The 23002-nt window shown below is 70.6% G+C and carries 25 protein-coding genes and 2 tRNA genes; 18 read left to right on the top strand and 9 right to left on the bottom strand.

Features of this window, described 5'->3' with window-relative positions:
• The first annotated feature begins 3 nt into the window (after nucleotides 1-3).
• The 5 genes from nadD (at nucleotide 4) to MUN76_RS03400 (ending at nucleotide 4077) form a co-directional block, all read left to right on the top strand.
• A complete protein-coding gene (gene nadD / locus MUN76_RS03420; protein WP_256451803.1) occupies nucleotides 4-603 on the top strand; it encodes a nicotinate-nucleotide adenylyltransferase in 600 nt (199 codons plus the stop codon).
• On the top strand, nucleotides 600-2252 hold the full coding sequence (locus MUN76_RS03415) for a hypothetical protein (RefSeq protein ID WP_244687160.1): 1653 nt from the start codon (nucleotides 600-602) through the stop codon (nucleotides 2250-2252). The genes nadD and MUN76_RS03415 overlap by 4 nt, the downstream gene beginning before the upstream one ends.
• 53 nt (nucleotides 2253-2305) lie before the next feature.
• Entirely contained in the window at nucleotides 2306-2743 is a 438-nt protein-coding gene (gene rsfS, locus MUN76_RS03410; protein WP_244687158.1) for a ribosome silencing factor, read from the top strand.
• A 34-nt stretch (nucleotides 2744-2777) separates the two neighbouring features.
• A tRNA-Ala gene (locus MUN76_RS03405) sits at nucleotides 2778-2850 on the top strand.
• Nucleotides 2851-3054: 204 nt separating this feature from the next.
• Nucleotides 3055-4077 (top strand): hypothetical protein, encoded by a 1023-nt coding sequence (locus MUN76_RS03400; RefSeq protein ID WP_244687156.1) that lies wholly within the window; start codon nucleotides 3055-3057, stop codon nucleotides 4075-4077.
• Nucleotides 4078-4096: 19 nt separating this feature from the next.
• Here MUN76_RS03400 and MUN76_RS03395 read toward each other — a convergent pair whose 3' ends face one another.
• The 3 genes from MUN76_RS03395 to MUN76_RS03385 are packed head-to-tail and all read right to left on the bottom strand — an operon-like array spanning nucleotide 4097 to nucleotide 6355.
• A complete protein-coding gene (locus MUN76_RS03395; RefSeq protein ID WP_244687155.1) occupies nucleotides 4097-4576 on the bottom strand; it encodes an SRPBCC family protein in 480 nt (159 codons plus the stop codon).
• Entirely contained in the window at nucleotides 4573-5016 is a 444-nt protein-coding gene (locus MUN76_RS03390) for an ArsR/SmtB family transcription factor (RefSeq protein ID WP_244687153.1), read from the bottom strand. Before MUN76_RS03390 ends, MUN76_RS03395 begins: the two co-directional genes overlap by 4 nt.
• A 40-nt stretch (nucleotides 5017-5056) precedes the next feature.
• A complete protein-coding gene (locus MUN76_RS03385) occupies nucleotides 5057-6355 on the bottom strand; it encodes an MFS transporter (protein WP_244687151.1) in 1299 nt (432 codons plus the stop codon).
• Nucleotides 6356-6485: 130 nt separating this feature from the next.
• On the opposite strand from MUN76_RS03385, the gene MUN76_RS03380 reads away from it, so the two are divergent.
• A complete protein-coding gene (locus MUN76_RS03380; protein ID WP_244687149.1) occupies nucleotides 6486-6956 on the top strand; it encodes an Lrp/AsnC family transcriptional regulator in 471 nt (156 codons plus the stop codon).
• A gap of 53 nt (nucleotides 6957-7009) precedes the next feature.
• On the top strand, nucleotides 7010-7591 hold the full coding sequence (locus tag MUN76_RS03375; RefSeq protein ID WP_244687147.1) for a DUF6328 family protein: 582 nt from the start codon (nucleotides 7010-7012) through the stop codon (nucleotides 7589-7591).
• Here MUN76_RS03375 and MUN76_RS03370 read toward each other — a convergent pair.
• Nucleotides 7588-8331 carry a PIG-L deacetylase family protein gene (locus tag MUN76_RS03370; protein WP_244687145.1) on the bottom strand — a complete coding sequence of 248 codons (744 nt, stop codon included), beginning with the start codon at nucleotides 8329-8331 and terminating at the stop codon, nucleotides 7588-7590. The two genes, MUN76_RS03375 and MUN76_RS03370, sit on opposite strands and share 4 nt — an antisense overlap.
• A gap of 66 nt (nucleotides 8332-8397) precedes the next feature.
• Between MUN76_RS03370 and MUN76_RS03365 the strand changes: the two genes are divergently transcribed.
• Both MUN76_RS03365 and MUN76_RS03360 read left to right on the top strand, forming a co-directional pair.
• Nucleotides 8398-8877, top strand: coding sequence for a fluoride efflux transporter FluC (locus tag MUN76_RS03365; RefSeq protein WP_244687143.1), 480 nt, complete (start codon nucleotides 8398-8400; stop codon nucleotides 8875-8877).
• Nucleotides 8870-9235: a fluoride efflux transporter FluC gene (locus MUN76_RS03360; RefSeq protein ID WP_244687141.1), complete on the top strand. Its 366-nt coding sequence runs from the start codon at nucleotides 8870-8872 to the stop codon at nucleotides 9233-9235. The genes MUN76_RS03365 and MUN76_RS03360 overlap by 8 nt, the downstream gene beginning before the upstream one ends.
• On the opposite strand, the gene pdxY is transcribed toward MUN76_RS03360, so the two are convergent.
• Together pdxY and MUN76_RS03350 are read right to left on the bottom strand one after the other, a co-directional pair.
• Nucleotides 9232-10083 (bottom strand): pyridoxal kinase PdxY, encoded by an 852-nt coding sequence (pdxY, locus tag MUN76_RS03355; protein ID WP_244687139.1) that lies wholly within the window; start codon nucleotides 10081-10083, stop codon nucleotides 9232-9234. The genes MUN76_RS03360 and pdxY overlap by 4 nt on opposite strands.
• Nucleotides 10084-10172: 89 nt before the next feature.
• Complete coding sequence (locus MUN76_RS03350; RefSeq protein ID WP_244687137.1) at nucleotides 10173-11519, bottom strand: FAD-binding oxidoreductase; 1347 nt, start codon at nucleotides 11517-11519, stop codon at nucleotides 10173-10175.
• 119 nt (nucleotides 11520-11638) lie between these two features.
• On the opposite strand from MUN76_RS03350, the gene gluQRS reads away from it, so the two are divergent.
• The gene (gene gluQRS / locus MUN76_RS03345; RefSeq protein ID WP_244687135.1) at nucleotides 11639-12577 is read left to right on the top strand and encodes a tRNA glutamyl-Q(34) synthetase GluQRS; all 939 of its coding nucleotides are present in this window, start codon (nucleotides 11639-11641) and stop codon (nucleotides 12575-12577) included.
• Here the strand turns inward: gluQRS and MUN76_RS03340 are convergent.
• Together MUN76_RS03340 and MUN76_RS03335 are read right to left on the bottom strand one after the other, a co-directional pair.
• On the bottom strand, nucleotides 12574-12915 hold the full coding sequence (locus tag MUN76_RS03340; RefSeq protein ID WP_244687133.1) for a spore germination protein GerW family protein: 342 nt from the start codon (nucleotides 12913-12915) through the stop codon (nucleotides 12574-12576). The genes gluQRS and MUN76_RS03340 overlap by 4 nt on opposite strands.
• A gap of 36 nt (nucleotides 12916-12951) precedes the next feature.
• Nucleotides 12952-13767 carry an SGNH/GDSL hydrolase family protein gene (locus MUN76_RS03335; RefSeq protein ID WP_244687131.1) on the bottom strand — a complete coding sequence of 272 codons (816 nt, stop codon included), beginning with the start codon at nucleotides 13765-13767 and terminating at the stop codon, nucleotides 12952-12954.
• Between the two features lie 74 nt (nucleotides 13768-13841).
• Here MUN76_RS03335 and MUN76_RS03330 point away from each other — a divergent pair, with 74 nt between their 5' ends.
• The 6 genes from MUN76_RS03330 (at nucleotide 13842) to mshC (ending at nucleotide 20071) form a co-directional block, all read left to right on the top strand.
• A complete protein-coding gene (locus MUN76_RS03330) occupies nucleotides 13842-15650 on the top strand; it encodes a DEAD/DEAH box helicase (protein WP_244687129.1) in 1809 nt (602 codons plus the stop codon).
• Nucleotides 15651-15665: 15 nt separating this feature from the next.
• A complete protein-coding gene (gene ybaK, locus MUN76_RS03325; protein WP_244687127.1) occupies nucleotides 15666-16154 on the top strand; it encodes a Cys-tRNA(Pro) deacylase in 489 nt (162 codons plus the stop codon).
• A gap of 139 nt (nucleotides 16155-16293) precedes the next feature.
• Nucleotides 16294-16378, top strand: a tRNA-Leu gene (locus MUN76_RS03320).
• A gap of 126 nt (nucleotides 16379-16504) precedes the next feature.
• Nucleotides 16505-17818 (top strand): M20/M25/M40 family metallo-hydrolase, encoded by a 1314-nt coding sequence (locus MUN76_RS03315; RefSeq protein WP_244687125.1) that lies wholly within the window; start codon nucleotides 16505-16507, stop codon nucleotides 17816-17818.
• Between the two features lie 88 nt (nucleotides 17819-17906).
• Complete coding sequence (locus tag MUN76_RS03310) at nucleotides 17907-18818, top strand: undecaprenyl-diphosphate phosphatase (protein WP_244687123.1); 912 nt, start codon at nucleotides 17907-17909, stop codon at nucleotides 18816-18818.
• On the top strand, nucleotides 18815-20071 hold the full coding sequence (gene mshC / locus MUN76_RS03305; protein WP_244687121.1) for a cysteine--1-D-myo-inosityl 2-amino-2-deoxy-alpha-D-glucopyranoside ligase: 1257 nt from the start codon (nucleotides 18815-18817) through the stop codon (nucleotides 20069-20071). Before MUN76_RS03310 ends, mshC begins: the two co-directional genes overlap by 4 nt.
• 39 nt (nucleotides 20072-20110) lie before the next feature.
• Here the strand turns inward: mshC and MUN76_RS03300 are convergent, their stop codons facing one another.
• Nucleotides 20111-21061 (bottom strand): PAC2 family protein, encoded by a 951-nt coding sequence (locus MUN76_RS03300; RefSeq protein WP_244687119.1) that lies wholly within the window; start codon nucleotides 21059-21061, stop codon nucleotides 20111-20113.
• 88 nt (nucleotides 21062-21149) lie between these two features.
• On the opposite strand from MUN76_RS03300, the gene MUN76_RS03295 reads away from it, so the two are divergent.
• Both MUN76_RS03295 and MUN76_RS03290 read left to right on the top strand, forming a co-directional pair.
• Complete coding sequence (locus MUN76_RS03295; protein ID WP_244687117.1) at nucleotides 21150-21890, top strand: HAD family hydrolase; 741 nt, start codon at nucleotides 21150-21152, stop codon at nucleotides 21888-21890.
• The gene (locus MUN76_RS03290) at nucleotides 21887-22978 is read left to right on the top strand and encodes a tRNA (adenine-N1)-methyltransferase (protein ID WP_244687115.1); all 1092 of its coding nucleotides are present in this window, start codon (nucleotides 21887-21889) and stop codon (nucleotides 22976-22978) included. The genes MUN76_RS03295 and MUN76_RS03290 overlap by 4 nt, the downstream gene beginning before the upstream one ends.
• Nucleotides 22979-23002 lie beyond the last annotated feature (24 nt).

Raw genomic sequence — 23002 nt, 5'->3', positions numbered from 1 at the left:
ACGGTGTCTCCTACACGTCGCGTCGGGGTGATGGGCGGTACGTTCGACCCCATCCATCACGGCCACCTGGTTGCGGCGAGTGAAGTCGCGCAGAGCTTCGACCTCGATGAGGTCCTGTTCGTTCCCACGGGGCGCCCCTGGCAGAAGACGAATGTCTCGCCGAGCGAGCACCGGTACTTGATGACCGTGATCGCCACGGCGTCGAACCCGCGGTTCAAGGTGAGCCGGGTGGACGTCGACCGCGACGGTCCGACGTACACGGTCGACACGCTGAAGGATCTGCGGGAGCAGATGCCCGACGCGGAGCTGTTCTTCATCTCCGGAGCCGACGCAGTCGAGCAGATCCTCAGTTGGAAGGACGTCGACCGACTGTGGGAGCTCGCCCACTTCATCGCCGTCTCACGGCCGGGGCATGAGCTCTCGCTTTCTGGATTATCGGGTGAACACGTAAGCTTGTTGGAAGTTCCCGCCCTGGCAATCTCGTCTACGGACTGTCGCGAGCGGGTAGCCCGGGGATTTCCAGTATGGTACCTGGTACCTGACGGCGTTGTGCAGTACATCGCAAAGCACGGGCTGTACAGCGAGGAAGCGACGAAGAGATGAGTGAGCACAACGAAGAACTGCCGCTGACGCGACGAGAACGTCGCTTGCGGGAGATGGGTGAAACCGGCGCCATGGACCTGTCCGAGGTCGCCGGAGCCCCGACCGAGGCGACCCCTGAAGCTCAGTCGTCCGCGTCGCCGTCGTCGGCGAACGCCGAGGACATCGAGATCTCGCCCGTCAACGAGGACGGAACGCCACGGAGCCGGCGAGAGATGCGGCAGCTGCGCGAAGCCGCGCTGGCGGAGCTGGCAGCCAGTCAGCCCGAGGCTGCGCCTGCAGCTGAGACGGAAGCCGCGCCAGAGGTGGAGGCTGCACCTGCGGCGGAAGCTGCACCTGCGGCGGAAGCCGAGGTCGCTGCGGAGGCAGTACCCGCGCCAAAGCCTGCTGTGGCTGCCGAGCCCGTCGTCGCCGAGCCCGAGTCGGCGCCGGATCCCGAGCCCACGATTCCTGAGCCGGTCCCGGCCCCGGTCGCTGCCGATACGGCAACGGGTGCGATGCCCGACTTCGATACGCTCATCGCACCGCCGACCGAGCCCTTCACCGTCGACGAGCTCCGCGAGGCGTCCCGTGCGGCCGAGCAGGCGAACGATCCCGCCGAGCCGGTCGCGGAGGACGCGCCGGTCGCCGAGCCCGAGGCTCCGGCTGCGCCGCCAGCTGCGGACGCTCCCGCACCGGCGAAGGCGAAGCGCCGCTTCCCGTGGGGTCGCAACAAGGATGCCGACGAGCCGGCGGCCGCGGTGCCCGAGGCTGCCGCGGAGACCGCGGAGGTCGTTGAGCCCGCGAGCGCCGACGAACCCGTGAGCACGGACGTGCCGGCGAACACTGACGCGCCCGCGAGCGCGGAAGCACCGGTGAGTACTCCCGATCCCGTTGCGCCGGAGACGATCGTGATCGGCGAGGTCGAGGCCGTTGAGGTCGCGACGGAGGCCGGTGAGGTCGACACAGAGACCGAGGCCATCGTGGTCGACGACCTCGCTGTCGATCTCGAGGTTGCGGAGGCCACGTCGGCCGATGCGCAGGTCACCGCGGACGCCGCCGAGGAGCCGAAAGCGACTCCGCCAACGGCAGCGTCGAAGGCATCCGAGGGGTACTCGTTCCCGGACATCGTGCCGCCCGAGGAGTGGCGCTCGGTGTTCGACGATCCCGCCTCCCGCGTCGCACCGGCCGACGGATCCGGATCCCGCGCCAGCGGCGACTTCGACGACCTGATCTCGCGCGCCGTCGCGCAGGAGGGCTCGTCCGGCGGATCCAACACCTCGGCTCTGATCCTGCCCTCGATGCCCGACGATACCGGTGGGCTCAGCGGGCCGCTGGGCGGCACCGGCGAGCTCTACCTCACGGGTTCCCTCGAGCTCCCGAAGTCGCTCGGCGAGACCGGCGGTCACTCGGCGCTGCACGACTCCATCGAGATGGACCCCATCGCCGGGTACGATCCGACGGAGGCGCAGGTCACCGCGGATCACGGACCGGCCCCGGTGTCGGCGCGTCACGCGGTGAGCGCGCGAGTGCCCTCGAGCATCCCGGTGGTCGCGAAGCCGACGAAGGAGCGGAGCAAGCTTCCGCTCGTGCTGTCGCTCACGGGCGGCGGGCTGCTGGTCGCTGTCGTCGCACTCGGGGTCTGGGGCGCGAGCAATGGGATGTTCGGCTAGGCTGAAACGATGCCGGCCCGCATGGGCCCGTGCGAGCCGTGGGCTCGCACCCGATGATCGAAGGACACACTCTGAACGCCACAACTGACCCACGCACCGACGTGCTCGACGAACTCCGCATCGCGGTACGCGCCGCCGACGATAAGGGCGCCACCGCACCCGTCGCCCTGGAGGTCGGGGAGAAGTTCGGGCTCGCCGATGTGTTCCTCGTGCTCAGCGGAACCGTCGAGCGCAATGTGCAGTCGATTTCCGACGGGATCGAAGACGCCCTGAACGCGGCCGGTGTGCGCACCGTGCGGCGCGAGGGCCGCGAGAGCGGGCGGTGGGTGCTGCTCGATTTCGGCGATCTCATCGTGCACGTGTTCCACCATGAGGAGCGCGACTTCTACCAGCTCGAGAAGCTCTGGCAGGACTGCCCGGTGATCGACGTTTCAGGGTTCATCGAGCGGCCTGCCGATTTGCAAACGACCCCCCTCGATGGTGTAAAGTAGAAGAGTTGTCGAGCGAGCATTCGTTCGACTTCCCGGGTCTGTGGCGCAGTTGGTAGCGCACCTGCATGGCATGCAGGGGGTCAGGGGTTCGAATCCCCTCAGATCCACTCGGTCAGGGCTCCGCATCACGCGGGGCCCTGTTTTCGTTCCGGGGATTCGCGCGGATCTCACGCACTCGGCAGTCCACCTCGTCGATTTGGATCGTGTCCACAAACCTTGCGGAGCGCGCGCGTGTCGTGTTAGCTGGAGGGGACCGTGCGCCCGGGGAGGCGCAGATCGATCGGCGGGTCGCCCGCCGCTGGGGAGAAATCGTGAAGTCTGCTGAAGTGTGCGTGCTCGCTGCGACCGGAGGCGTCGATGCGGTGCCGCTCGCGCTGACCGCAGCCGTGGTGCTCGTTGTACTTGGGATCATCGCGGTCGCTGCCGCTCGGAGCTCGCGCGGTCGGCGGGGCTTGGCAGCCGGGTTCGGTGCGCTGGCGCTCGTCGGTGCGCTGGTCGTGGTCCCGCTCGCGTCGGCAACGCCCGTGCAGGCTGCGACCGGAGCGAACACGAGCGAGTGCGATCCCGCGCAGCAGCCGCCCGCAGAGAAGCCCCCGGTGGATCCTCCGGTGGAAACGCCGGACAGCGTGATCGTCTCACCTGCCGCACCGGCGCTCTCGGATGTGGCCTGCGGTGTCGAGCCCGCGGTGCTGATCCCGGAGATGGACGGCGTCGCGTACGGGCAGACCCGTGCCGGCAACATCGTCACCGTGACTGCGACCGCGGAACCGGGCTTTGTGCTCGCGGAGGGCGCGGTGGCGACCTGGCCGCTGGATGTGACCCCGCAGCCGTGCGCCTGCGTGCCCGATGAGATCAACTGGGGCGCCGACCCGATCTTCGCCTCCGTGGACGACTACGCCGGGTACGTGTACGTCCAGCCCCAGGAGTGGACCGAGGCCCTCGTCGCGCAGGGGTCATCCTTCTCCGTCGTGACCCAGGAGGTAACCCAGTTCTCCGGCCAGTGGGTGGCGCAGAACGGCGAGCTGCCCGAGGGGATCGATCCGGGCACCGTGACCTTCGACGGCGTCATCGACAAGTCCGGGACCAACGGGGCGCTCACCGAGTGGGGTGCGCTGCAGTTCGACCTGGCGACGAGCGGGCAGAGCGCCTACTCGACGTATCTCGCAGAGGAAGCGGCGCTGCGGGAGCTCTACCCCGAGTCCGAGATCACCTTCCAGATCGATGGGGAGACCTGGCTGTACCAGTTCACGTCGTCACTGACGGTCACCCTGCTCGACTCGTGCGGCACCGCGGTGTCGAGGTCCTACGACCTCGTGCGGGTCGTCCCGACCTGATCCTCGGGGCCGGTCGCGGTCACCCCCGCTCCGTCTCGACCAGCTTCGCGAGCTGCTCGATGACGGAACCCCACCCGTCGTGGAACCCGAGCTCCTCGTGGCGATCGCGATCGGCGCCGCTGCGGTGCCGCGCCGTCGCCGAGTACGCGGTGCCCTCGGGGTGATCGGCGAACGTCATCACGGCGGTGACGAAGCCGTGCTCCGCCGGTCGCCAGTCGGCGGTCAGCGCATCCGTGAAGACGATGCGCTCGAGCGGTTCCGCGGCCAGAAAGCAGCCCGTGATGTGCGGTACGAAGCTCGTGCCGTCCTCGCTCATCTCGGTGCGAAATGCCCCGCCCGGTCGCAGATCCATCTCCCGCACCCGGCAGACGGTGGGGGCGGGAATCCACCACTGCTCGAATCGACGCGGATCGGCCCAGGCGTTCCAGACCTCAGCGCGCGGTGCGCGAATGATCCGTGAGATCGTCAGGTCGAGGGCGGGGTCCAAGGTAGTGCTCATGCGGGGAACTCCTCTGCGTCGGTGGCCTGGGTGACTGGGGTGGAACGGGTGGCTGGGGTAGCGCGGGTGGCTGGGGTGGCGCGGGTCGTAGGGATGATGACCGGGTCAGGATCCGCGCTGCCGGTGAGCACGAACTGTTCGAGTCGGTCCGTGCGGCCCTGCCACACGCGTCGCTGCGCCTCGAGCCACCCGTCGACGACTGCGAGCGCGCCGGGCTCGAGCCGGCAGGTGCGCACCCGGCCCGACTTGCGCGTCCGGATCCAACCCGCCGATTCGAGGGTGCGGATGTGCTTCAGAAACGACGGCAACGCCATATCGAAGTGGTTGGCAAGCTCGCCGACCGAGGCGGGTCCGCTGCCGAGCCGGTCCACGACCTCGCGGCGCGTGGGATCCGCGAGGGCGTGGAATATCCCGTCGAGTGTCGGCGAATACTGAGCCATGTGGCTAAGTTAATCGATGCGGCCATCGATGGCAAGGCTCTCAGCGGGTGGTCGAGCGGGCCGCCCCGGCCAGCACCAGGGCGCCCAGTGCGGCGCAGACGGCGAACCCGGACACCGCGGCGCTGAGGCCGACGGTCTCCGCGAGCACCCCGAGGCCCACCACGGGCACGGTGCTGCCGAGGTAGGTGACCGTGTAGATGGCGGTCACCCGGGAGGCGTGCTGCTCGGGAGGGACGGCGAGGGCGGCGCGGGTGAACGCGGCCTGGAAGGCGATGCCCTGTCCCGCCCCCGCGAGGACTCCGGAGGTGACGAGCCACAGCAGGCCGCCGACCCGATCGGCTGCGGCGAAGCCGAGGAGCCCGAGCGCGAGCGCGAGCAAGCCCACGGGCACGCGCCAGGAGCCGCGCCAGGGGACGAGCTGGACCGCGGCCGAGGAAGCCAGGGTGACCGCCGCGAGCGCGCCGATGATCGGACGTGCGTCCGTCCCGGCGATCGCCGCGAAATGGGACGGGGCGAGTGACAGGCAGAATCCGAACACCGCGAAGCTGAGGAAGCCCGTCATCGCCGCGATCCAGAAGCTGCGTCGGCTGTGAGCGGGGGAGCCTCCCGTCGCCGAGGTCGCCGAGGTCGCCGAGGTCGCCGAGGTCGCCGAGGTCGCCGAGGTCGCCGAGGCGACGATCGGACGGCAGACCGCGTGCGGTGTGGTGAGCAGGATGATCGGGATGAGCGCGGCGAGCGCGACTGCAACCGCAAGAAAGGGGATCGCGACCGGATCCGGCCCGAGTGACAGCAGCGCCCCGATCACGGGCCCGAGCGCGACCCCGCCCGACGTTGCGAGCAGCGTGAGCCGCGCCGCCAGCGGTGCGTTGCGGGGGAGGAGGATCCGGAGTGCGCCGGAAGCGGTGCCCGTCGCGCACGCGATCGCGATCCCCTGCACCGCCCGGGCAGCACCGAACCACCCGAGTGACGGGGCGACGGCACTGGCGGCGGTCGCGACCGCCGTGAGTGCGAGTGCGGTGAGGAGCACCGTGCGGCGGTTGAGGAGGTCCGCGACCCGACGGAACAGCAGCAGCCCGATGATGAGGGCCACGACGTAGCTGGAGAAGGCGAGGGTGACCCCGACCGGCCCGGTGTCGAATCGGCTGGCCAGGAGCGGGAAGAGCGGCGTGCAGAGGTTCGCGCTCGCGAGTAGCGTGAACAGCGTGAGGACCGTGAGGGTGATCCGGATCCGCGGACGGACGGCGAGCGATTCGGCGAGGGCGCGTGCGGATCCGGCGGCCGGCCCGAGCGCGGGGGAGCGGGCGGGGAGCGGCCGAGCCGGAGCGGTGTGCGTGCTCATCATGCCTCCTCGTGTGCTGCCTTCCGTGCACTGATTCAAACGTTGAGGGTACGATGTGCGCAAACGAGTTAAGATTCATTGATCAGATTGCGCAATCTGCGCACTGGTGGGTGACCGGGGAGTGTGCAGTATGCGAGAACTCGATGCGACGGACCGGCGGATCCTGCGGGAGCTCGATACCGATGCGCGCATGCCGACGGCGATGGTCGCACTGCGACTCGGGCTCGCCCGGGGCACCGTGCAGGCCCGGATCGAGAAGCTCACGGCCTCGGGCGCGCTGCGTGCGAACAGCGCCCGGGTGATCCCTGCGGCGCTCGGACGTCCGGTCGGAGCGAGCCTGCAGCTCGAGCTCGACCAGTTCCTGATCTCCGACGCCATCGAGGCGCTGACGCACATCCCAGAGGTGCTCGAGTGCTTCGCGCACGCGGGGCACACGGATCTGCTGGTGCGGGTCGTGGCGAAGGACCCGGAGGATCTCTACCGGGTCAGCGAGGAGATCCGGAAGTGCCCGGGGATCCGCCACACCTCGACGAGCCTGTTCCTCCGGGAGGTGATCCCGTACCGGATCACCGGTCTGCTGGAGGAAGGAGTGAGCGAGTGACCCGGCGCGCAAGGGGCCTGCGCGTCGATCCCGTGCCGGGATAGCATGGCGAGATGCAGCGCGACCAACACGGCGAAGACGCCGGTATGACTGGTGACCGGGCCGGCAGCACGACCAGTGCGGCGTTCGACCCGGCGGACCCCACGGGCACCGGTCGGTCCGAGTCACCGGTCGAGCGCGCGGATCGCAACTGGAACGAGATCCTGCAGGAGCTGCGGGTCACCCAGACCGGCACCCAGATCATCACCGGGTTCCTCCTCGCGGTCGCTTTCCAACCGCGTTTCCGCGAGCTCGACGCCTACCAGCTCACGCTCTATCTCGTGCTGGTGGCGCTCGCCGGGATCGCGACGATCCTGGGACTCGCGCCCGTCAGCCTGCACCGGGCCTACTTCGGCCGTCGCCAGAAGGCCCGCATCGTGCGGGTCGGCAGCCGACTCCTCGTCGCCGATCTGGTGGTCGTCGCGGCGCTGGCCTCCGGGGTGACGAGCCTGATCTTCGATTTCACGGTCAGCCGGGTCGCCGGGTTCGTCTCGCTCGGGATCGGCGTCGTCGTGGTGCTCGTGCTGTGGGGGCTGGTGCCGCGGCTGGGCGCGCCGTCGCCCGACGAGGACCCCGACGAGACGGATCGCGACTAGCCCGCGTCGCGGAGCCGGTGCGCCGCGAACGTGACGGCGAGCGGCACCCCGGACACCCGTCCCTGCGCGCTCAGCATCTCCGGGATCGCGTCCGCCGGGGCGGGGTGCCAGGGCAGGTCCGCGAGGTAGGCCTCGTGCGCCGTCAGCGACGCGACGGCTCGTTCCGCGCCCGTCTCGCCGATCTCCACGAAGTGCGTGGGATCCGAGCCGGTCAGGAGCAGCCAGGTCGTGCCCCACGGCGCCAGGTCCTCGTCGCGGAGGAGCTCCGGGAAGATCCATCGATTGTCCGCGTCGCGCACCGCATCGATGGTCGCGATCCCGGCGGCTCGGTGGTCGGCGTGGTCGATGCCCCAGGGCACCATGAGCGCCCCGGATCCGCAGACCACGGCATCGGGGAGGAAGGCGCGGATCTCGCGTGCGATGGCGCGCCGCAGGTCGAGGCTCACCTCGAGCGTGCCGTCCGGGAAGTCGAGGATGGTGAGGCGCTCCACGCCCACGATGTCGCACGCGCGGCGCTGCTCCTCGGCGCGGAGCGGGCCGGCCTCCTCGGGCGCGCGCTGCATGCCTGCCTCCCCGGCGGTGAGCAGGAGGTAGGCGACGTCGATCCCCTGCGCGACCCACTCCGCCACCGCGGCCGAGGTGCCGTATTCTGCGTCGTCGGGGTGCGCCACCACGACGAGCACACGCTCGATGCCGGTGGAGTCGAAGCGGTCGAGTTCGGGGCCGGTGGTGTCGCTCATGCCGCCCACCCTACGCTGATTCGATGGGATTCGCGGGGGCGGATCCTGGCGTAGGCTCGGGGTGACATGCCCGACCAGCACGCGATCGCGACCACCGACCCGGCGCACCCCGACCCGGCAGACCCCGGGGTGCTCGCGCGTCTGGCGCAATTCGGCTGGGTGGCGCTCGGCGGCGCGGTCGGCACGCTCGGCCGTGCCGGGCTCAGCGCCCTGATCGGCGATGTGGCGGGTCTGCCCCTGGGTATTCTCGTCATCAACGTGACCGGGGCCCTCGCGCTCGGGGTGCTGCTCCAGGCGCTCGCGCTGCGCGGACCGGACCGCGGGAGCCGACGCACCGTCCGACTGCTGCTCGGTACCGGGGTGCTCGGCGGATTCACCACGTACAGCCTGCTCGCCACCGATGTGGCGCAGCTCCTGCTCTCGGGCGACGTGTGGGGCGGTCTGGGATATGGTGCCGCGACGCTGGTGCTCGGCGGGCTGGCCACCTGGGCCGGGATGGGGCTCGCCCGGGCCGTCCTCCGGTCGCGGGGGGCCACTGATGGGTGAGATCTGGACGGCGCTCGCGATCGCCGTGGCGGGCGGCGTCGGCGCCGCCGTGCGTCACCTGGTCGACTCGAGCGTTCCGCCGCGCGTGCGATCGCGCTTCCCGTGGGGGATCATGCTCGTCAATCTCTCCGGATCGCTCGCGCTGGGTCTCGTAACCGGGGCGGTGCTCGACGAACCCCTGATGAGCGTCTGCGCGGTCGGCTTCCTCGGCGGCTACACGACCTTCAGTACCGCGAGCTTCGACACGGTGCGCCTGTTGCGGGAGCGGCGGATCGGAGCGGCGCTCGTCAACGGGCCCGGGATGCTCGTCGCGTGCGTGGCGCTCGCGGTGCTCGGGATCCTGCTGGCGCGCGGCTAGCGGAGCTGCGTGACGTCGAAGCGCAGATCCGGGTGGGCGTAGTCCTCCTGCGCCTCGACCAGCTGCAATTCGCGCTGCCCGGAGGCCAGGGTGCGTTCGAGCAGGGCGAAGACACTGGCGGTGGTGCGTGCGAGGGCATCGGCCGCGTCGCCGCTGCGACGGATGTGCGCGGTGAAGAGCGCCGCCGTCACGTCGCCCGAGCCGTTCGCCTTGAGCGGCAGCCGCGGGGTCTGGATCGACCAGGCCCCGGCATCGGTCACGGCGAGCATCTCCAGCGTGTCCTCGGGTCGATCCGGCCGCTGCACGCTTGTGACGAGCACGGTGCGAGGTCCGCGATCCCGCACCGCGTCGACCGCGTCGAGCGTCGACTCGAGGGTGTCGGGAGCCGTGCCGGTGAGGAACCCCAGCTCGAACTGGTTCGGTGTGATGAGATCCGCCCGCGGCACCACGCGGTCCCGGATCAGGTTCTGGACCTCGGGGGAGACGTGGCAGCCCGAGACCGCGTTGCCGAGGACCGGATCGCAGGCGTAGATCGCATCGGGGCTGTGGTGCTTCACCCGATCGACCGCGTCGAGGATCGCGTCACCGATGTCATCGCCGCCCTGATACCCGGAGAGAACAGCGTCGACGCCCCCCAGTCCGCCGCGCTCCTCGATGCCCGTGACGATCTCTCGGACGTCGTCGCCCGACATGAGCGGGCCGCGCCACGAGCCGTACCCGGTGTGGTTGGAGAAGCACACGGTCGCGATCGGCATGACCTCCACACCGATGCGCTGCAGGGGGAAGACTGCGGCGGAGTTGCCGACGTGACCGTAGGAGACCGAGGACTGAATGGAGAGCACACGCATGCTTCGATCCTGTCACTGGTCCATGCAGTGGACCAGATCTGCGGTGATCCGGGGAACCACTTGTGTCGAGGGGGGCGGCTCCTGCGGGATCAGATCCCGCGCTCGGGCGTGAGGGTGCCCCGGGGATCGAGTGCGTCTTTGATCGCGCGCTGCACGTCGAGCGTCACGGCGTCGAGCTGCCACGGGAGCTCGTGGCGCTTGATCGAGCCGATGCCGTGCTCGCCCGAGATCGTGCCCCCGAGCGAGATCGCGAGCCGGGTGATGTCGTCGATCACGGCGTCGGCCGCGCGGATGCCGTCGGGCGATTCGGGCGACTCCACCGTGCTGTGGAGGTTGCCGTCGCCCGCGTGCGCGACGGTGGAGACCCGGAGCCCGTGCCGCGCCGAGATCGCCTCGATGCCGTGGAACACGTCGGCGAGCGCGGCGACCGGCACACCGACGTCGCAGGAGATCTTCAGTCCGCGGGCGTTCAACGCGGGGTTCGAGAGGCGGCGCGCCTCGAGCAGCGAGTCCGACTCCGAGATCTCGACCTCGTCGGCGCCCGTGCCGAGGCAGGTGCGGGTGATCGCGTCCGCCTTCGCGGCTGCGTCCAGCCCCACGGTCTGGCCGACGAGCATGGCCCCGGCCGGCACGGTGAGCCCGCTCGGGTGGAACGACTCGATGATCTCGACGCTCAGGGCGTCCATGAGTTCGAGTACTTCGGGTTGCGCGGATCCGTTCACGATCGCGGTGACGGCTCGGCCGGCGTCCTCCAGGCTCGCGAAACTGGCCCGGAAGGTGCGCGGGGTGCCCGGCGGCACCGCCTTCAGTCGCACGGTCGCGGCAGTGATCACCCCGAGGGTGCCCTCGGAGCCGACCAGGAGGCTCGTGAGGTCGAACCCGACCACGTTCTTGCGGGTGCGGGCGCCGGTGCGCATGACCCGGCCGTCCGCGAGCACCACCTCGAGACCGGCGACCGCATCGGTCGTCACGCCGTGGGCGACGCAGCGGAGGCCGCCGGCGTTCGTCGCGATGTTGCCGCCCACCGTGGAGGTGCGCGCGGAGGCCGGGTCCGGGGGGAAGAACAGGCCGTGCTCCCGCGCCGCCCGATCCAGCTCCGCGGTGATCACCCCGGGCTCGACCACCGCGAGGCGGTTCTCCACGTCGAGGTGCAGGATCCGGTTCATACGCTCGAGCGAGATGATGAGCCCGCCGTCGTAGGCGTTGGCACCGCCCGCGAGACCCGTCCCCGCACCGCGCACGCTGACGCGGATCCCGTGCTCATCGGCCCAGGCGAGCGCGGCGGACACGTCGTCCGTCGACTCCGCGAGCACCACCGCCAGCGCCGACCCCACCGGGAGCGCGCGGGAGGTGTCGTGCGCGTACGCGGCGACCGTTCCGGGATCCACCACCAGCCGATCTCCGAGCGTGTGCTGCAGTGCGCCGAGCGATTCCATCGTGCCTCCGTGCCGTCTCATGCACCGTGTCATCTCATCCACCGTGCCGTCTCATCACCGTGCTGTCGGGACCTTCAGGCTATCGCGGGAAGGCGTGCCGTTCGTGGCAGGATGGAGGGATGCCGGAGGTGAGCGCGACGATCGGGGCGGGGCGGTACGCACCGAGCCCATCGGGTGACCTGCACCTCGGGAACCTGCGGACCGCGCTGCTCGCCTGGCTGTTCGCGCGCGCGAGTGGGCGCCGGTTCCTGATCCGGATCGAGGATCTGGACCGCGCCCGCGACGCCGGGAGCGCGGAGCGGCAGCTCGACGATCTCGAGCGCCTCGGGCTCGACTGGGACGAGGATCCCGTGCGGCAGACCGCACGCATCGATGCGTACGAGCGGGCGATCGCGCGCCTCGAGGAGCAGGGCCTCGTGTATGCGTGCACCTGCACGCGGCGCGACATCCTCGCGGCGCCGACGGCACCGCACGCCCCGCCGGGCGCCTACCCCGGGATCTGCAGGGACCGCACACCGACCGAGCGAGCGGCGGCGGCGCAGGCGATCGCACCTCGCATGCCCGCGCTCCGCCTCCGCGTGCCCGAGGGTACGGAGGCCCCGGTGTTCACGGACCGCGTCCTCGGCGAGGTGCACGGTGACGTGGACGACCTCGTGCTGCGTCGAGGCGACGGCACCATCGCCTACAACCTGGCGGTGGTGGTCGACGATGCCGAGCAGGGCGTGACGCAGGTGGTGCGCGGCGACGATCTCGCGCCGTCGACGCCGCGGCAGATCCTGCTGCAGCGTCTGCTCGACCTGCCGACCCCCGAGTACGCGCACGTGCCGCTCGTGCTCGGCCCCACGGGTGCGCGGCTCGCGAAGCGGGACGGCGCCGTGACCTTCGCGGAACTTCGCGCACAGCGGTTCACGGACGCGGGGGTGCGTGCGCTGCTCGGCCGCTCACTCGGGCTCGCCGCAGCGGGGGAGGCCGTGACGACCACCCAGCTGCTCGGCCGCTTCGATCCCGACACGCTGCCGCGTGAGCCCTGGACCTGGCGGCCCAACCGCTCCGTTTAGCGCTTCAGTGCCTTGATGACGCGCGCGAGCGCCCGGCCGGCGACCCACACGAAGGGGGCACCGACGACGAGCAGCGCGATGATGTTCGGCTCGAAGCGCGTGACGCCGTCGCGCGTGACGTACGCGCCGACGGGCACGGCCATGCCGCCGCCGCCACCGCCCGATCCCTCGCCCTGGGCCGTCGAGTCGTCACCGGCGCCCTCGGCCGCGCCGAAGCCGTACGACGTGCACGCGACGGGCATGATCGTCGTGCCGTCGACCTCCACCGGAGCACCGTACGCGGAGTGGACGCCGACCTGGGTCAGGGTGTCTGCAAGTTGCTTCGTGAGTTGAGCCATGTCTGTCACCCTAGTCGCTGCATCGCGGCGAGGGAATCACCCGTGGCGAGCGACGCGCGCGGATCCGGGCTGCGGACGCTTCGCCTCGACGTCGTCACCCGACGACACGTGCTTGATGCGTCGGATCACCCAGGGCACGAAGTGCTCGCGCGCCCACACCACGTCCTCCTTGCGGGCCTGGCGCCAGTCGATCGCGGGCAGCGGCGGCGGATCCATGGGGGCGAGGTCGTTCGGGATGTTGAGGGCCCGGAGTGCGGCACGCGCGATCGTGTGGTGCCCGAGCGCGTTCAAGTGCAGGCGATCCTGCGCCCAGTACCGGCTGTCCTGCAACTCGGAGAGCGCCCACTGGTCGACGACGACGCAGTCGTAGGTGCTCGCGACCTTCCGGACATTCTCGTTGTAGATCGCCACCTTGCCGCGGATCGACCGGAACACGGGTTGGAATGCGACGTCGACACCGGTGAACAGCATGACCGTGGCGCCTCCGCTGCTCAGACGTTCGACGAGCCGATCCAGCTTCACGGCGACCTCGTCGGGATCCGAGCCCGGGCGGATGACATCGTTGCCGCCGGCGCTCACGCTGATGAGGTCCGGACGCAGGTCGAGTGCGGCGTCCACCTGCTCCTCGGCGACCTGCTGGATCAGTTTGCCGCGCACCGCGAGGTTGGCGTAGGCGAACTCGTCGTTGAGCTCGTTCAGCACCTCGGCGAAGCGGTCGGCCCAGCCGCGCAACCCGCCCGGGCTGTCGGCGTCGGGATCTCCGACTCCCTCGGTGAACGAATCGCCGATCGCGACGAAACGGGACCAGGGGAGCTCGAGATCCCCGGGGGTCTGCGGGTGTTCCTCAGTCACGTGCACACTCTCTCTCGCGAGTCCTGGGGGTTCCGCGAGAACGCTCGCGGCCATCACCGGTAGTCTAGAACGTTGTGACAGATTCGGTAGACGGCCTCCACCTCCCGGGGACGAGTGCCGCCGAACATCTGCCTCCCGCCTATCCCGAGCGGGCCGCCCGCGGCACCGCCGGGAGCCTTCGAGCGTGGCAGGAGGAGGCGATCCGGCGGTACCTCGACGCGAACCCGCAGGACTTCCTGGCGTCGGCGACCCCCGGCGCCGGAAAGACGACGTTCGCGCTCCGGCTCGCATCGATCCTGCGCGCCAACCACACCGTGCAGCAGATCGTCGTCGTCGCCCCCACCGAGCACCTCAAGACGCAGTGGGCCGACGCCGCCGCGCGCGCGGGCATCCGTCTGAATCCGCACTACTCGAACAGCGACGGGCTCGGGTACGGCCGCCACTTCCACGGCGTCGCCGTCACCTACGCGCAGGTCGCCATGAAGCCCGTGCAGCACCGTCTGCTCACGGAGCACACCGACACGCTCGTGATCCTCGACGAGGTCCACCACGGCGGCGACGCCCTGAGCTGGGGCGACGCGATTCGCGAGGCGTACGGCTCGGCCAAACGCCGTCTCTCGCTCACCGGCACGCCGTTCCGCTCGGACGACGCGCAGATCCCGTTCGTGCAGTACGCGCCACAAGGCGACGGTACGACGATCTCACTCACGGACTACGACTACGGCTACGGCCGCGCCCTCGCCGACGGGATCGTGCGGCCCGTCATCTTCATGGTCTACGCCGGCAAGATGCGCTGGCAGACCTCCGCGGGCGAGGAGATGGAGGCCCGGCTCGGCGAGGGCAACACGAAGGACATCACGTCCCAGGCCTGGCGCACGGCGCTCGACCCCTCGGGGGACTGGATCGCGAAGGTGCTGCAGGCCGCCAACCGCCGCCTCACGGAGGTGCGGCAGCACGTGCCCGACGCGGGAGGGCTCGTGATCGCGACCGACCACGCCTCGGCGAAGGCGTACGCGCAGATGCTGCAGCAGATGACCGGGGAAGAAGTCGCGCTGATCCTCTCCGACGATGCGGGGGCGAGCGAGCGGATCGACTCCTACTCCCACGGCGAGAGCCGCTGGATGGTGGCGGTGCGCATGGTGTCCGAGGGCGTCGACGTGCCCCGGCTCGCGGTGGGCGTGTACGCGACCAGCTCGTCGACGCCGCTGTTCTTCGCGCAGGCGATCGGCCGCTTCGTGCGCTCCCGGCGCCGCGGCGAGGTCGCCTCGGTGTTCATCCCGAACGTGCCGGCGCTCATGCAGCTCGCGGCCGAGCTCGAGAAGGAGCGCAACCACGTGCTCGAGGGGCCGGGGAGCGCCGAGGAGATGTGGGATGCCGAGGCGGCGCTGATGTCGGAGGCGGAGCGCGAGGATCGTGCCTCCTCCGAACTGCTCGACGAGGAGTTCTCCTACCAGGCGCTCGGCTCCGACGCGCACTTCGACCGGGCGGTCTTCGATGGCGCCGAGTTCGGCGGGTACGCGGAGGTCGAGTCGGAGGAGGAGCTCGACTTCCTCGGGCTCCCCGGGCTCCTCGAACCCCAGGAGGTGCAGGCGCTGCTGCAGCAGCGGCAGGCGCGGCAGGCGCGGCGCAGCGCCACGAAGCAGGGACTGCTCGAGCACGCGCCCGACCGCGCCGAGGCGCCGGAGGCGCTGCACCGCACGCTCGGTGAGCAGCGCAAGCTCCTGTCGAGCCTGGTCGGCATGTACGCGAAGGTGTCGGGGGAGCCGCACAAGGACATCCACACCGAGCTGCGCCGGGTGTGCGGCGGCCCGGCGGTGGCGCAGGCCTCGGTGACGCAGTTGCAGAAGCGGATCGAGCTGCTCCGCCGTCGTTTGCGGCCGTAGGGATACGCTGGCGGCATGGCAACACCGTCCAGCGGCTCCACCCCCGCCACCGTTGCGCTCACGCGGCTCGGGATCCCCTTCGAGGTACGCGCCTATCGCCATGACCCGGGAGAGACCGACTTCGGCCGCGAGGCCGCCGAGTCGCTCGGCGTCGCACCGGAGCGCATCTTCAAGACGCTGCTCGCCGAGGTGGACGGTGCACTCGCGGTCGGGATCGTGCCGGTCGCCGGTCGCCTCGACCTGAAGGCGCTCGCCGCAGCGCTGTCGGGCAAGCGGGCGGTGATGGCGGATCCCGCCGTCGCCGAGCGCAAGACCGGCTACGTGGTCGGCGGCATCAGTCCGCTCGGCCAGCGCGCCCGGTTGCGCACGGTGCTCGACGAGTCCGCGCGCCGACACGACTCGGTGCTCGTGTCGGGCGGGCGCAGAGGACTCGACCTCGAACTCGGACCCGAGGATCTCGCCCGCGCGACGGGCGCGATCTGGGCGCCCATCGGCGTCTCCTGACGACGTGTTCGGCCGGACGGTGGGCGCCCGGTGCGCTGTTTCGGAGGCGCGACGCGCGCGAACTCCGGCGTTGATTCGATCCGCATCGCTATCCGTGCTAAGTTATTCTCTGTTCGGCCGATGATGGACCGAAACGTTCGCGCGGGTGGCGGAATGGCAGACGCGCTAGCTTGAGGTGCTAGTGCCCGTATTAGGGCGTGGGGGTTCAAGTCCCCCTCCGCGCACGTGAACGAAAAGGCAGGATCCTTCGGGATCCTGCCTTTTTTGATGTGCCGGCGCGGCGGACGAGGAGCGCGCCGCGGCCCGTCATGTTTCGGCGCGGCGTCGGCGGTCCGGGATACGCTGGGGGCATGAGCATCGAGACGAGCGAGCAGGAGCTCTCGGAGACCGTCCGCATCGCACGCGACCTGATCCGCTTCGACACGACGAACCGCGGCGGCGGCGACGCCGAGCCGGAGCGCCCCGCAGCCGACTACGTCGCCGCCTACCTCAGCGAGCTCGGGCTCGAACCCGAGATCTTCGAGTCCGCTCCGGGCCGGGCGAGCGTGATCGCACGAGTGCCGGGCACCGATCCCGAGCTGCCCGCGCTCGTGCTGCACGGCCACCTCGACGTGGTGCCGGCCGATCCCGAGAACTGGAGCGTCGACCCGTTCGCCGGAACGATCCGCGACGGCATGCTCTGGGGCCGCGGCGCCGTCGACATGAAGGACATGGACGCCATGATCCTCACCGCCGTCGCCGAGCTCCTGCGCGCGGGGGAGCGGCCGCGGCGCGAGGTCATCCTCGCCTTCTTCGCCGACGAGGAGAACGGCGGCGTCTACGGCGCCCAGTACCTCGTGCAGCAGCACCCCGAACTCTTCGCCGGGGCGGCCACCGCCGTCAGCGAGGTCGGCGGCTACTCCATCGACGTGGAGGGCACGCGGGCCTATCTGATCCAGACGGGGGAGAAGTCGCTCGACTGGATCCGGCTGCGCGCCCGCGGGACCGCGGCCCACGGCTCCCGCGTCTGGAGCGACAACGCCGTGACGCGGCTCGCCGAGGCGATCGCCGCGCTCGGTCGCCACGAGTGGCCCCTGCTGCTCTGCGACACGACACGCGAGCTCGTCGACGCGATCGCCGCGATCCTCGGCGAGGACCCCACCGAGGTCGCCCCCGAGGAGCTCGTGCTGCGGCTCGGCAAGACCGGCGGCTTCATCCAAGCGAGCCTGCGCAACACGAGCAACCCGACGGTGCTGAGCGCCGGGTACAAGCACAACGTGATCCCGGACACGGCGGAGGCGCTCGTCGACGTGCGCGCGATTCCGGCCGAGCAGGAGGGGATCCTCGCGGAGGTGCAGCGGATCGTCGGCGACGACATCGAGATCGAGATCGTGCACTCCGACATCGGGCTCGAGGTGCCCTTCTCCGGCGAACTCATCGAGGCGATGACCGCGAGTCTGCTGCGCGAGGACCCGGAGGCGCGCGTGCTGCCCTACCTCCTCTCGGGCGGCACGGACAACAAGTCGCTCGCGCGGCTCGGGATCACGGGATACGGTTTCGCACCGCTGCGGCTTCCCGCCGACCTCGACTTCCCCGGCATGTTCCACGGCGTCGACGAGCGCGTGCCGCTCGACGCACTCGACTTCGGGCACCGCGTGCTCGTCGACCTGCTGCGCACCTACTGACGCACAGCCCGACCGGAGGCGTCGGTCGGGTATTCTGGACGGCGGCCCGGTGGGGGCCCGGCGAGACGAGCTCGCCCAGAAAGGAACCATGGGCATCTTCGAGGCCATCCTGCTCGGCATTCTGCAGGGACTGACGGAGTTCCTCCCGATCTCCTCGAGTGCGCACCTCCGAGTGGCGAGCGAGCTCATGGGGATCGGCGACGCCGGCGCAGCGTTCACGGCGATCACCCAGATCGGCACGGAGGCCGCGGTCATCGTGTTCTTCTGGCGCGACATCGTGCGCATCATCGGCCGCTGGTTCCGCTCGCTCACCGGCTCGGTACCGCGGAAGGATCCCGACGCCCTGATGGGGTGGTGGATCATCGTCGGCACGGTGCCGATCGTGGTGCTCGGGTTGGCGTTCCAGGATCAGATCGAGACGACCCTCCGGTCGCTCTGGTTCGTCGCGATCAGCCTCATCGTGTTCGGTCTGCTCCTCGGCGTCGCCGACTGGGCGGGCCGCAAGGTACGCCCACTCGAGTCGCTGACCTGGAAGCACGGCCTGATCTACGGCTTCGCGCAGGCGCTCGCGCTGATCCCCGGAGTCTCGCGCTCGGGCGGCACCATCACCGCGGGCCTCTTCATGGGGTACACGCGCGAGGCAGCGGCACGCTACTCGTTCCTGCTCGCGATCCCCGCGGTCCTCGGATCGGGGTTCTACCAGGTCTTCAAGGCGGTGCGCGCACCCGAGAGCGAGACGCCGATGAGCATGACGCTCATTGCGACCGTCGTCGCGTTTGTCATCGCCCTGCTCGTGATCGGCCTCTTCATGAAGTACATCTCCAAGCGCAGCTTCCTGCCGTTCGTGATCTACCGCGTGCTCCTCGGCGTGCTGATCATCGCGCTGCTGAGCGCCGGGGTGCTCACCCCGGACGGCGGCACGGCGGTCGCCGAGGGCGCCGCGTCCGGGGTGGCGAGCAGCGCCGTCGCGGCGCAGGCCGCGATCGGAGGTGCGCTGTGAGGACCTGGACCCCGCCGGTGATCCCGGATCTGCCGGGCGACGGCATCGTGCCGAAGCTCTACAACACCGCGACCGAGCGGCTCGAGTACCCCGCGATCCCCGACGACCGCGCACTGCTCTACGTCTGCGGCATCACGCCCTACGATGCGACGCATCTCGGCCACGCCTTCACCTACCTGACCTTCGACCTCATGCAGCGCGCCTGGCGCGATGCGGGGATCGACACGGTCTACGCGCAGAACATCACGGACATCGACGATCCGCTCCTCGAGCGCGCCGCCGACACCGGGGTCGACTGGCGCACGCTCGCGGACGAGCAGATCGGACTCTTCCGCTCGGACATGCACCGCATGGGGATGATCCCGCCGGAGCACTACGTGGCCGTGACGGAGCAGATCGACGATATTGCTTCCGCCGTCGCCCAGTTGCGCGAGCTCGGCTTCGCGTACCCGGTGCCCACGGACGACGCGGCCGGCCACGACCTCTACTTCGACATCGACGCCGCGCAGGCCACCTCGCAGTGGCGCCTCGGCGACGTGGCACCCTACGACCGCGACGTCATGCTCCGGCTCAGCGCCGAGCGCGGCGGAGACCCGGGCCGCCCGGGCAAGCGCAACCCGCTCGATCCGCTGCTGTGGCGCGCCGCACGCGAGGGGGAGCCGAGCTGGGAGAGCGTCGTGGGCGCCGGCCGCCCGGGCTGGCACATCGAGTGCTCGGTCATCGCGACGGGCGCGCTCGGAGGCGCTTTCACCGTGCAGGGCGGCGGATCCGACCTGGTCTTCCCGCACCACGAGTTCACCGCCGCGCACGCGACCGCGATCTCCGGTACGCCGCTCGCGCACGCCTACTGCCACGCGGGGCTCGTGTCGTACCAGGGCCACAAGATGTCGAAGTCGCGCGGCAACCTCGTGTTCGTGTCCCGCCTGCTGAACTCCGGGGCCGATCCGTCGGCGATCCGCCTCGGGCTGCTCGCGCACCACTACCGCTCGGAGTGGGAGTGGCTCGATAGCGACCTCGAGGTCGCTGAGCGACGGCTCGCCGGGTGGCGCGACGGACTGGCGCGCCACGGCGATGATCCCGCCTCTGCCGCGCAGGTGCTGCAGCAGCTGCGGTCGGCGCTCGCGAACGACCTGGACACGCCCGTGATGCTCGCGACGCTCGATGCCGCGCTCGATCGTGGCGTCGACGACCCCGGTCTCGTGGCGGCCGCTGTGGCCGCGCTGCTCGGGGTCGTGCTCGTCGAGGAAGACTGAGCCGGCCTCGTCCAGGCGCAGCCGGTCGGGCGCTGCGGCTCAGCCCGCTGCGGGCGGCGGCGTATCGTCGTCGTCGGCGGGTGGCTGCTGCGGCTGCTCCCGGCGCGACGTCTCGTCGTCCTCGAGGAACTTCTCGAACTCGAGCGCGATCGCGTCCCCCGTCGCCTCGGCGGCCAGGGCGTCGTCCCGGGACTCCTCGAGCTTGCGGATGTAGCGGGTCATCTCCTCGTCGGAGGAGGCGATCCGGTCGATGTTCGACTCCCACTCGGTGGCCTGCGTGAGCAGCTCGCCGCGCGGGATCACGATGTCGAGCAGCTCCTCCAGCTTGTCGAGCAGCGCGAGCGTGGCCTTGGGCGACGGAGTGCTGTGCACGTAGTGCGGCACCTGCGCCCAGAGCGAGATGGGTGCGATCCCGGCCTCGGCGAGCGCGAGATCGATCACGGTCGAGATGCCGGCCGGGCCCTCGTAGCTGCTGCGCACGGCGCCGGTCTCCGCGCGTCGCTTGGCGCTCTCGGTCGAGATCGTGGTCGCGATCGGGCGCGAGTGCGGGGCGTCGGAGAACATCGAGCCGAGGATCACGACGGTGTCGATCGCCCAGACGTCCACGAGTTCCACGATCTCGTCGGCGAAGTTCTGCCAGTCCCGCGCGGGCTCGACGCCGGCGAGCAGGAACAGGTCCGTGACGAGGCTGCCGTCGAGTCGGCGCACCATCTCGGCCGAGGGATCCTCCTCGGCGCCCGGACGCTCGACGGGGCCGTACAGCCGGGTGTCGGGCCAATCGAGGACGCGGTTTCCGGACTCGTCGAACGTGATCTTGGGCCGGTGCACCTGGAAGTCGACGTACCCCTCCGCGCTGATGACGTGCACCACATCGGCCTCGATCATGCCTCCAAGGTGCTGCAGCACCTCGGTCGTGGCGTCGCCGGCATCGCTCCATCCCTGGAACGCCATGATGAGCACCCGGGGGTACGAGTGTGCGGGTGCAGTCACGGCGGAGGACTCCTCAGGGCTCGGATCGCACCGGGGTGGCGGGATCATCCCTCCAGGATAACGACCGCGGCTGGGTAGACTGGACGGAATGACCACTCACCTCGCCGACGCAGTTCCCTCGGCCGTCCTCTGGGACATGGACGGCACCGTGATCGACTCCGAGCCCCTCTGGTTGGCCGCGGAGCTCACCATGCTCTCCCGCTACGGGATCGAACTCACCGACGACACGCGCGACCGGATCGTCGGCTCGGGGCTCCGAGCGGCCGCTGCGCTCTTCCAGGAGCTCGGCGTCCCAATGAGTTCCGACGACATCATCGCCGAGTGGACGGCCGCCGTCATCGCGGGCCTGCACGCCGGGGAACCGGCCTGGCGGCCCGGCGCGCTGGAGCTGCTCGCGTCGCTGCGCGCCGCCGGGATCCCGAGCGCCCTCGTGACGATGGCGTTCCGTGAGATCGCGGACGCCGTGGTCGAGCTGCTGCCGCCCGGCACCTTCGTGACCATCGTGGCGGGGGACGAGGTGGCGCACGAGAAGCCGCACCCCGACCCGTACCTCCGCGGCGCCGCCGCCGTCGGCGTTCCCGTCGAGCGCTGCGTGGCGATCGAGGACTCGCCCACCGGCCTGCGCTCCGCCCACGCAGCGGGAGCCGTCGCGATCGGCGTGCCGAACCTCGTGGATCTCACGACCGCACCGAGTCACGAACTGTGGCCGACGCTCGCCGGCGTGGACGCCACCAGACTCGCGGAGCGCTTCCGGTCGCTGCGCGAGCTCAGTCCGACGGCACCCGACTCAGAACGTGACACCGCAGACGCGACAGGAGACCCGCAGTGAGCGAGCCGATCATCGACCAGGGCGCACCCTCCCCGAGCGGCCCGCTCGGCTACGGAGACCGGGTGAAGCTCACCGGCCCCAAGGGGCGCCTGAACACCATCACACTGGTGCCCGGCGGTGAGTTCCACAGCCACCGGGGTGTGATCCCGCACGCCGATCTCGTCGGCATTCCCGACGCGTCGGTCGTCGTGAACAGCAGCGGCGAGGAGTATCTGGCGCTGCGCCCGCTGCTCTCGGACTTCGTCATGTCGATGCCGCGCGGGGCGGCGATCGTCTATCCGAAGGACGCCGCCCAGATCCTCTCGCTCGCGGACGTGTTCCCCGGTGCTCGAGTCGTCGAGGCCGGGGTCGGGTCGGGCGCGCTCTCGCTCCACCTGCTCCGAGCGATCGGACCGGACGGGGAGCTGTTCTCGTTCGAGCGCCGCGAGGAGTTCGCCGACATCGCTCGCGGCAATGCGGCCGCGTTCAGCGGCCGGGTGCCCGAGAACTGGACGGTCACGGTGGGTGACCTGCAGGAGGTGCTGCCCGCGACCTGCGAGGCCGGCTCCGTCGACCGCGTCGTGCTCGACATGCTGGCGCCGTGGGAGTGCGTGGACGTCGCCGCGGAGGCGCTCCGACCCGGCGGGGTGCTCATCTGCTACGTCGCGACGGTGACGCAGCTCTCCCGCACCGCCGAGCAACTGCAGCGCAGCGGACTCTTCACGCATCCGCAGTCCTCCGAGACCATGGTGCGGGGGTGGCACGTCGAGGGGCTCGCCGTACGCCCGGATCACCGGATGGTGGCGCACACCGGGTTCCTCATCACGGCGCGCCGGCTCGCCCCCGGCACCGTGCTGCCGAGCCTGAAGCGGCGGGCCTCGAAGAGCGAGTTCAGCGACGAGGATCTCGCGAGCTGGCTGCCGGACCTCGGCCCCGATGGCGGTGCCGCGACCGGCGGGGCCGGCTGGGCCCCGGAAGACGTGGGCGAGCGCTCGAAGAGCGACAAGATCCTCAGGAAGAAGGTGCGCGAGGCGCAGCGGTTCGCCGAGGAGCGCGGTGCGGACACGGCTGCGCCGGACGACGTTGCGGAGCCCGGCTCGGGCGACTGACACGCACGACGCGTGGCCGGATCC

The organism is Leucobacter rhizosphaerae, from assembly GCF_022919175.1.
Lineage (GTDB): Bacteria > Actinomycetota > Actinomycetes > Actinomycetales > Microbacteriaceae > Leucobacter > Leucobacter rhizosphaerae.
This window is presented reverse-complemented; position numbering and strand designations above follow the sequence as displayed.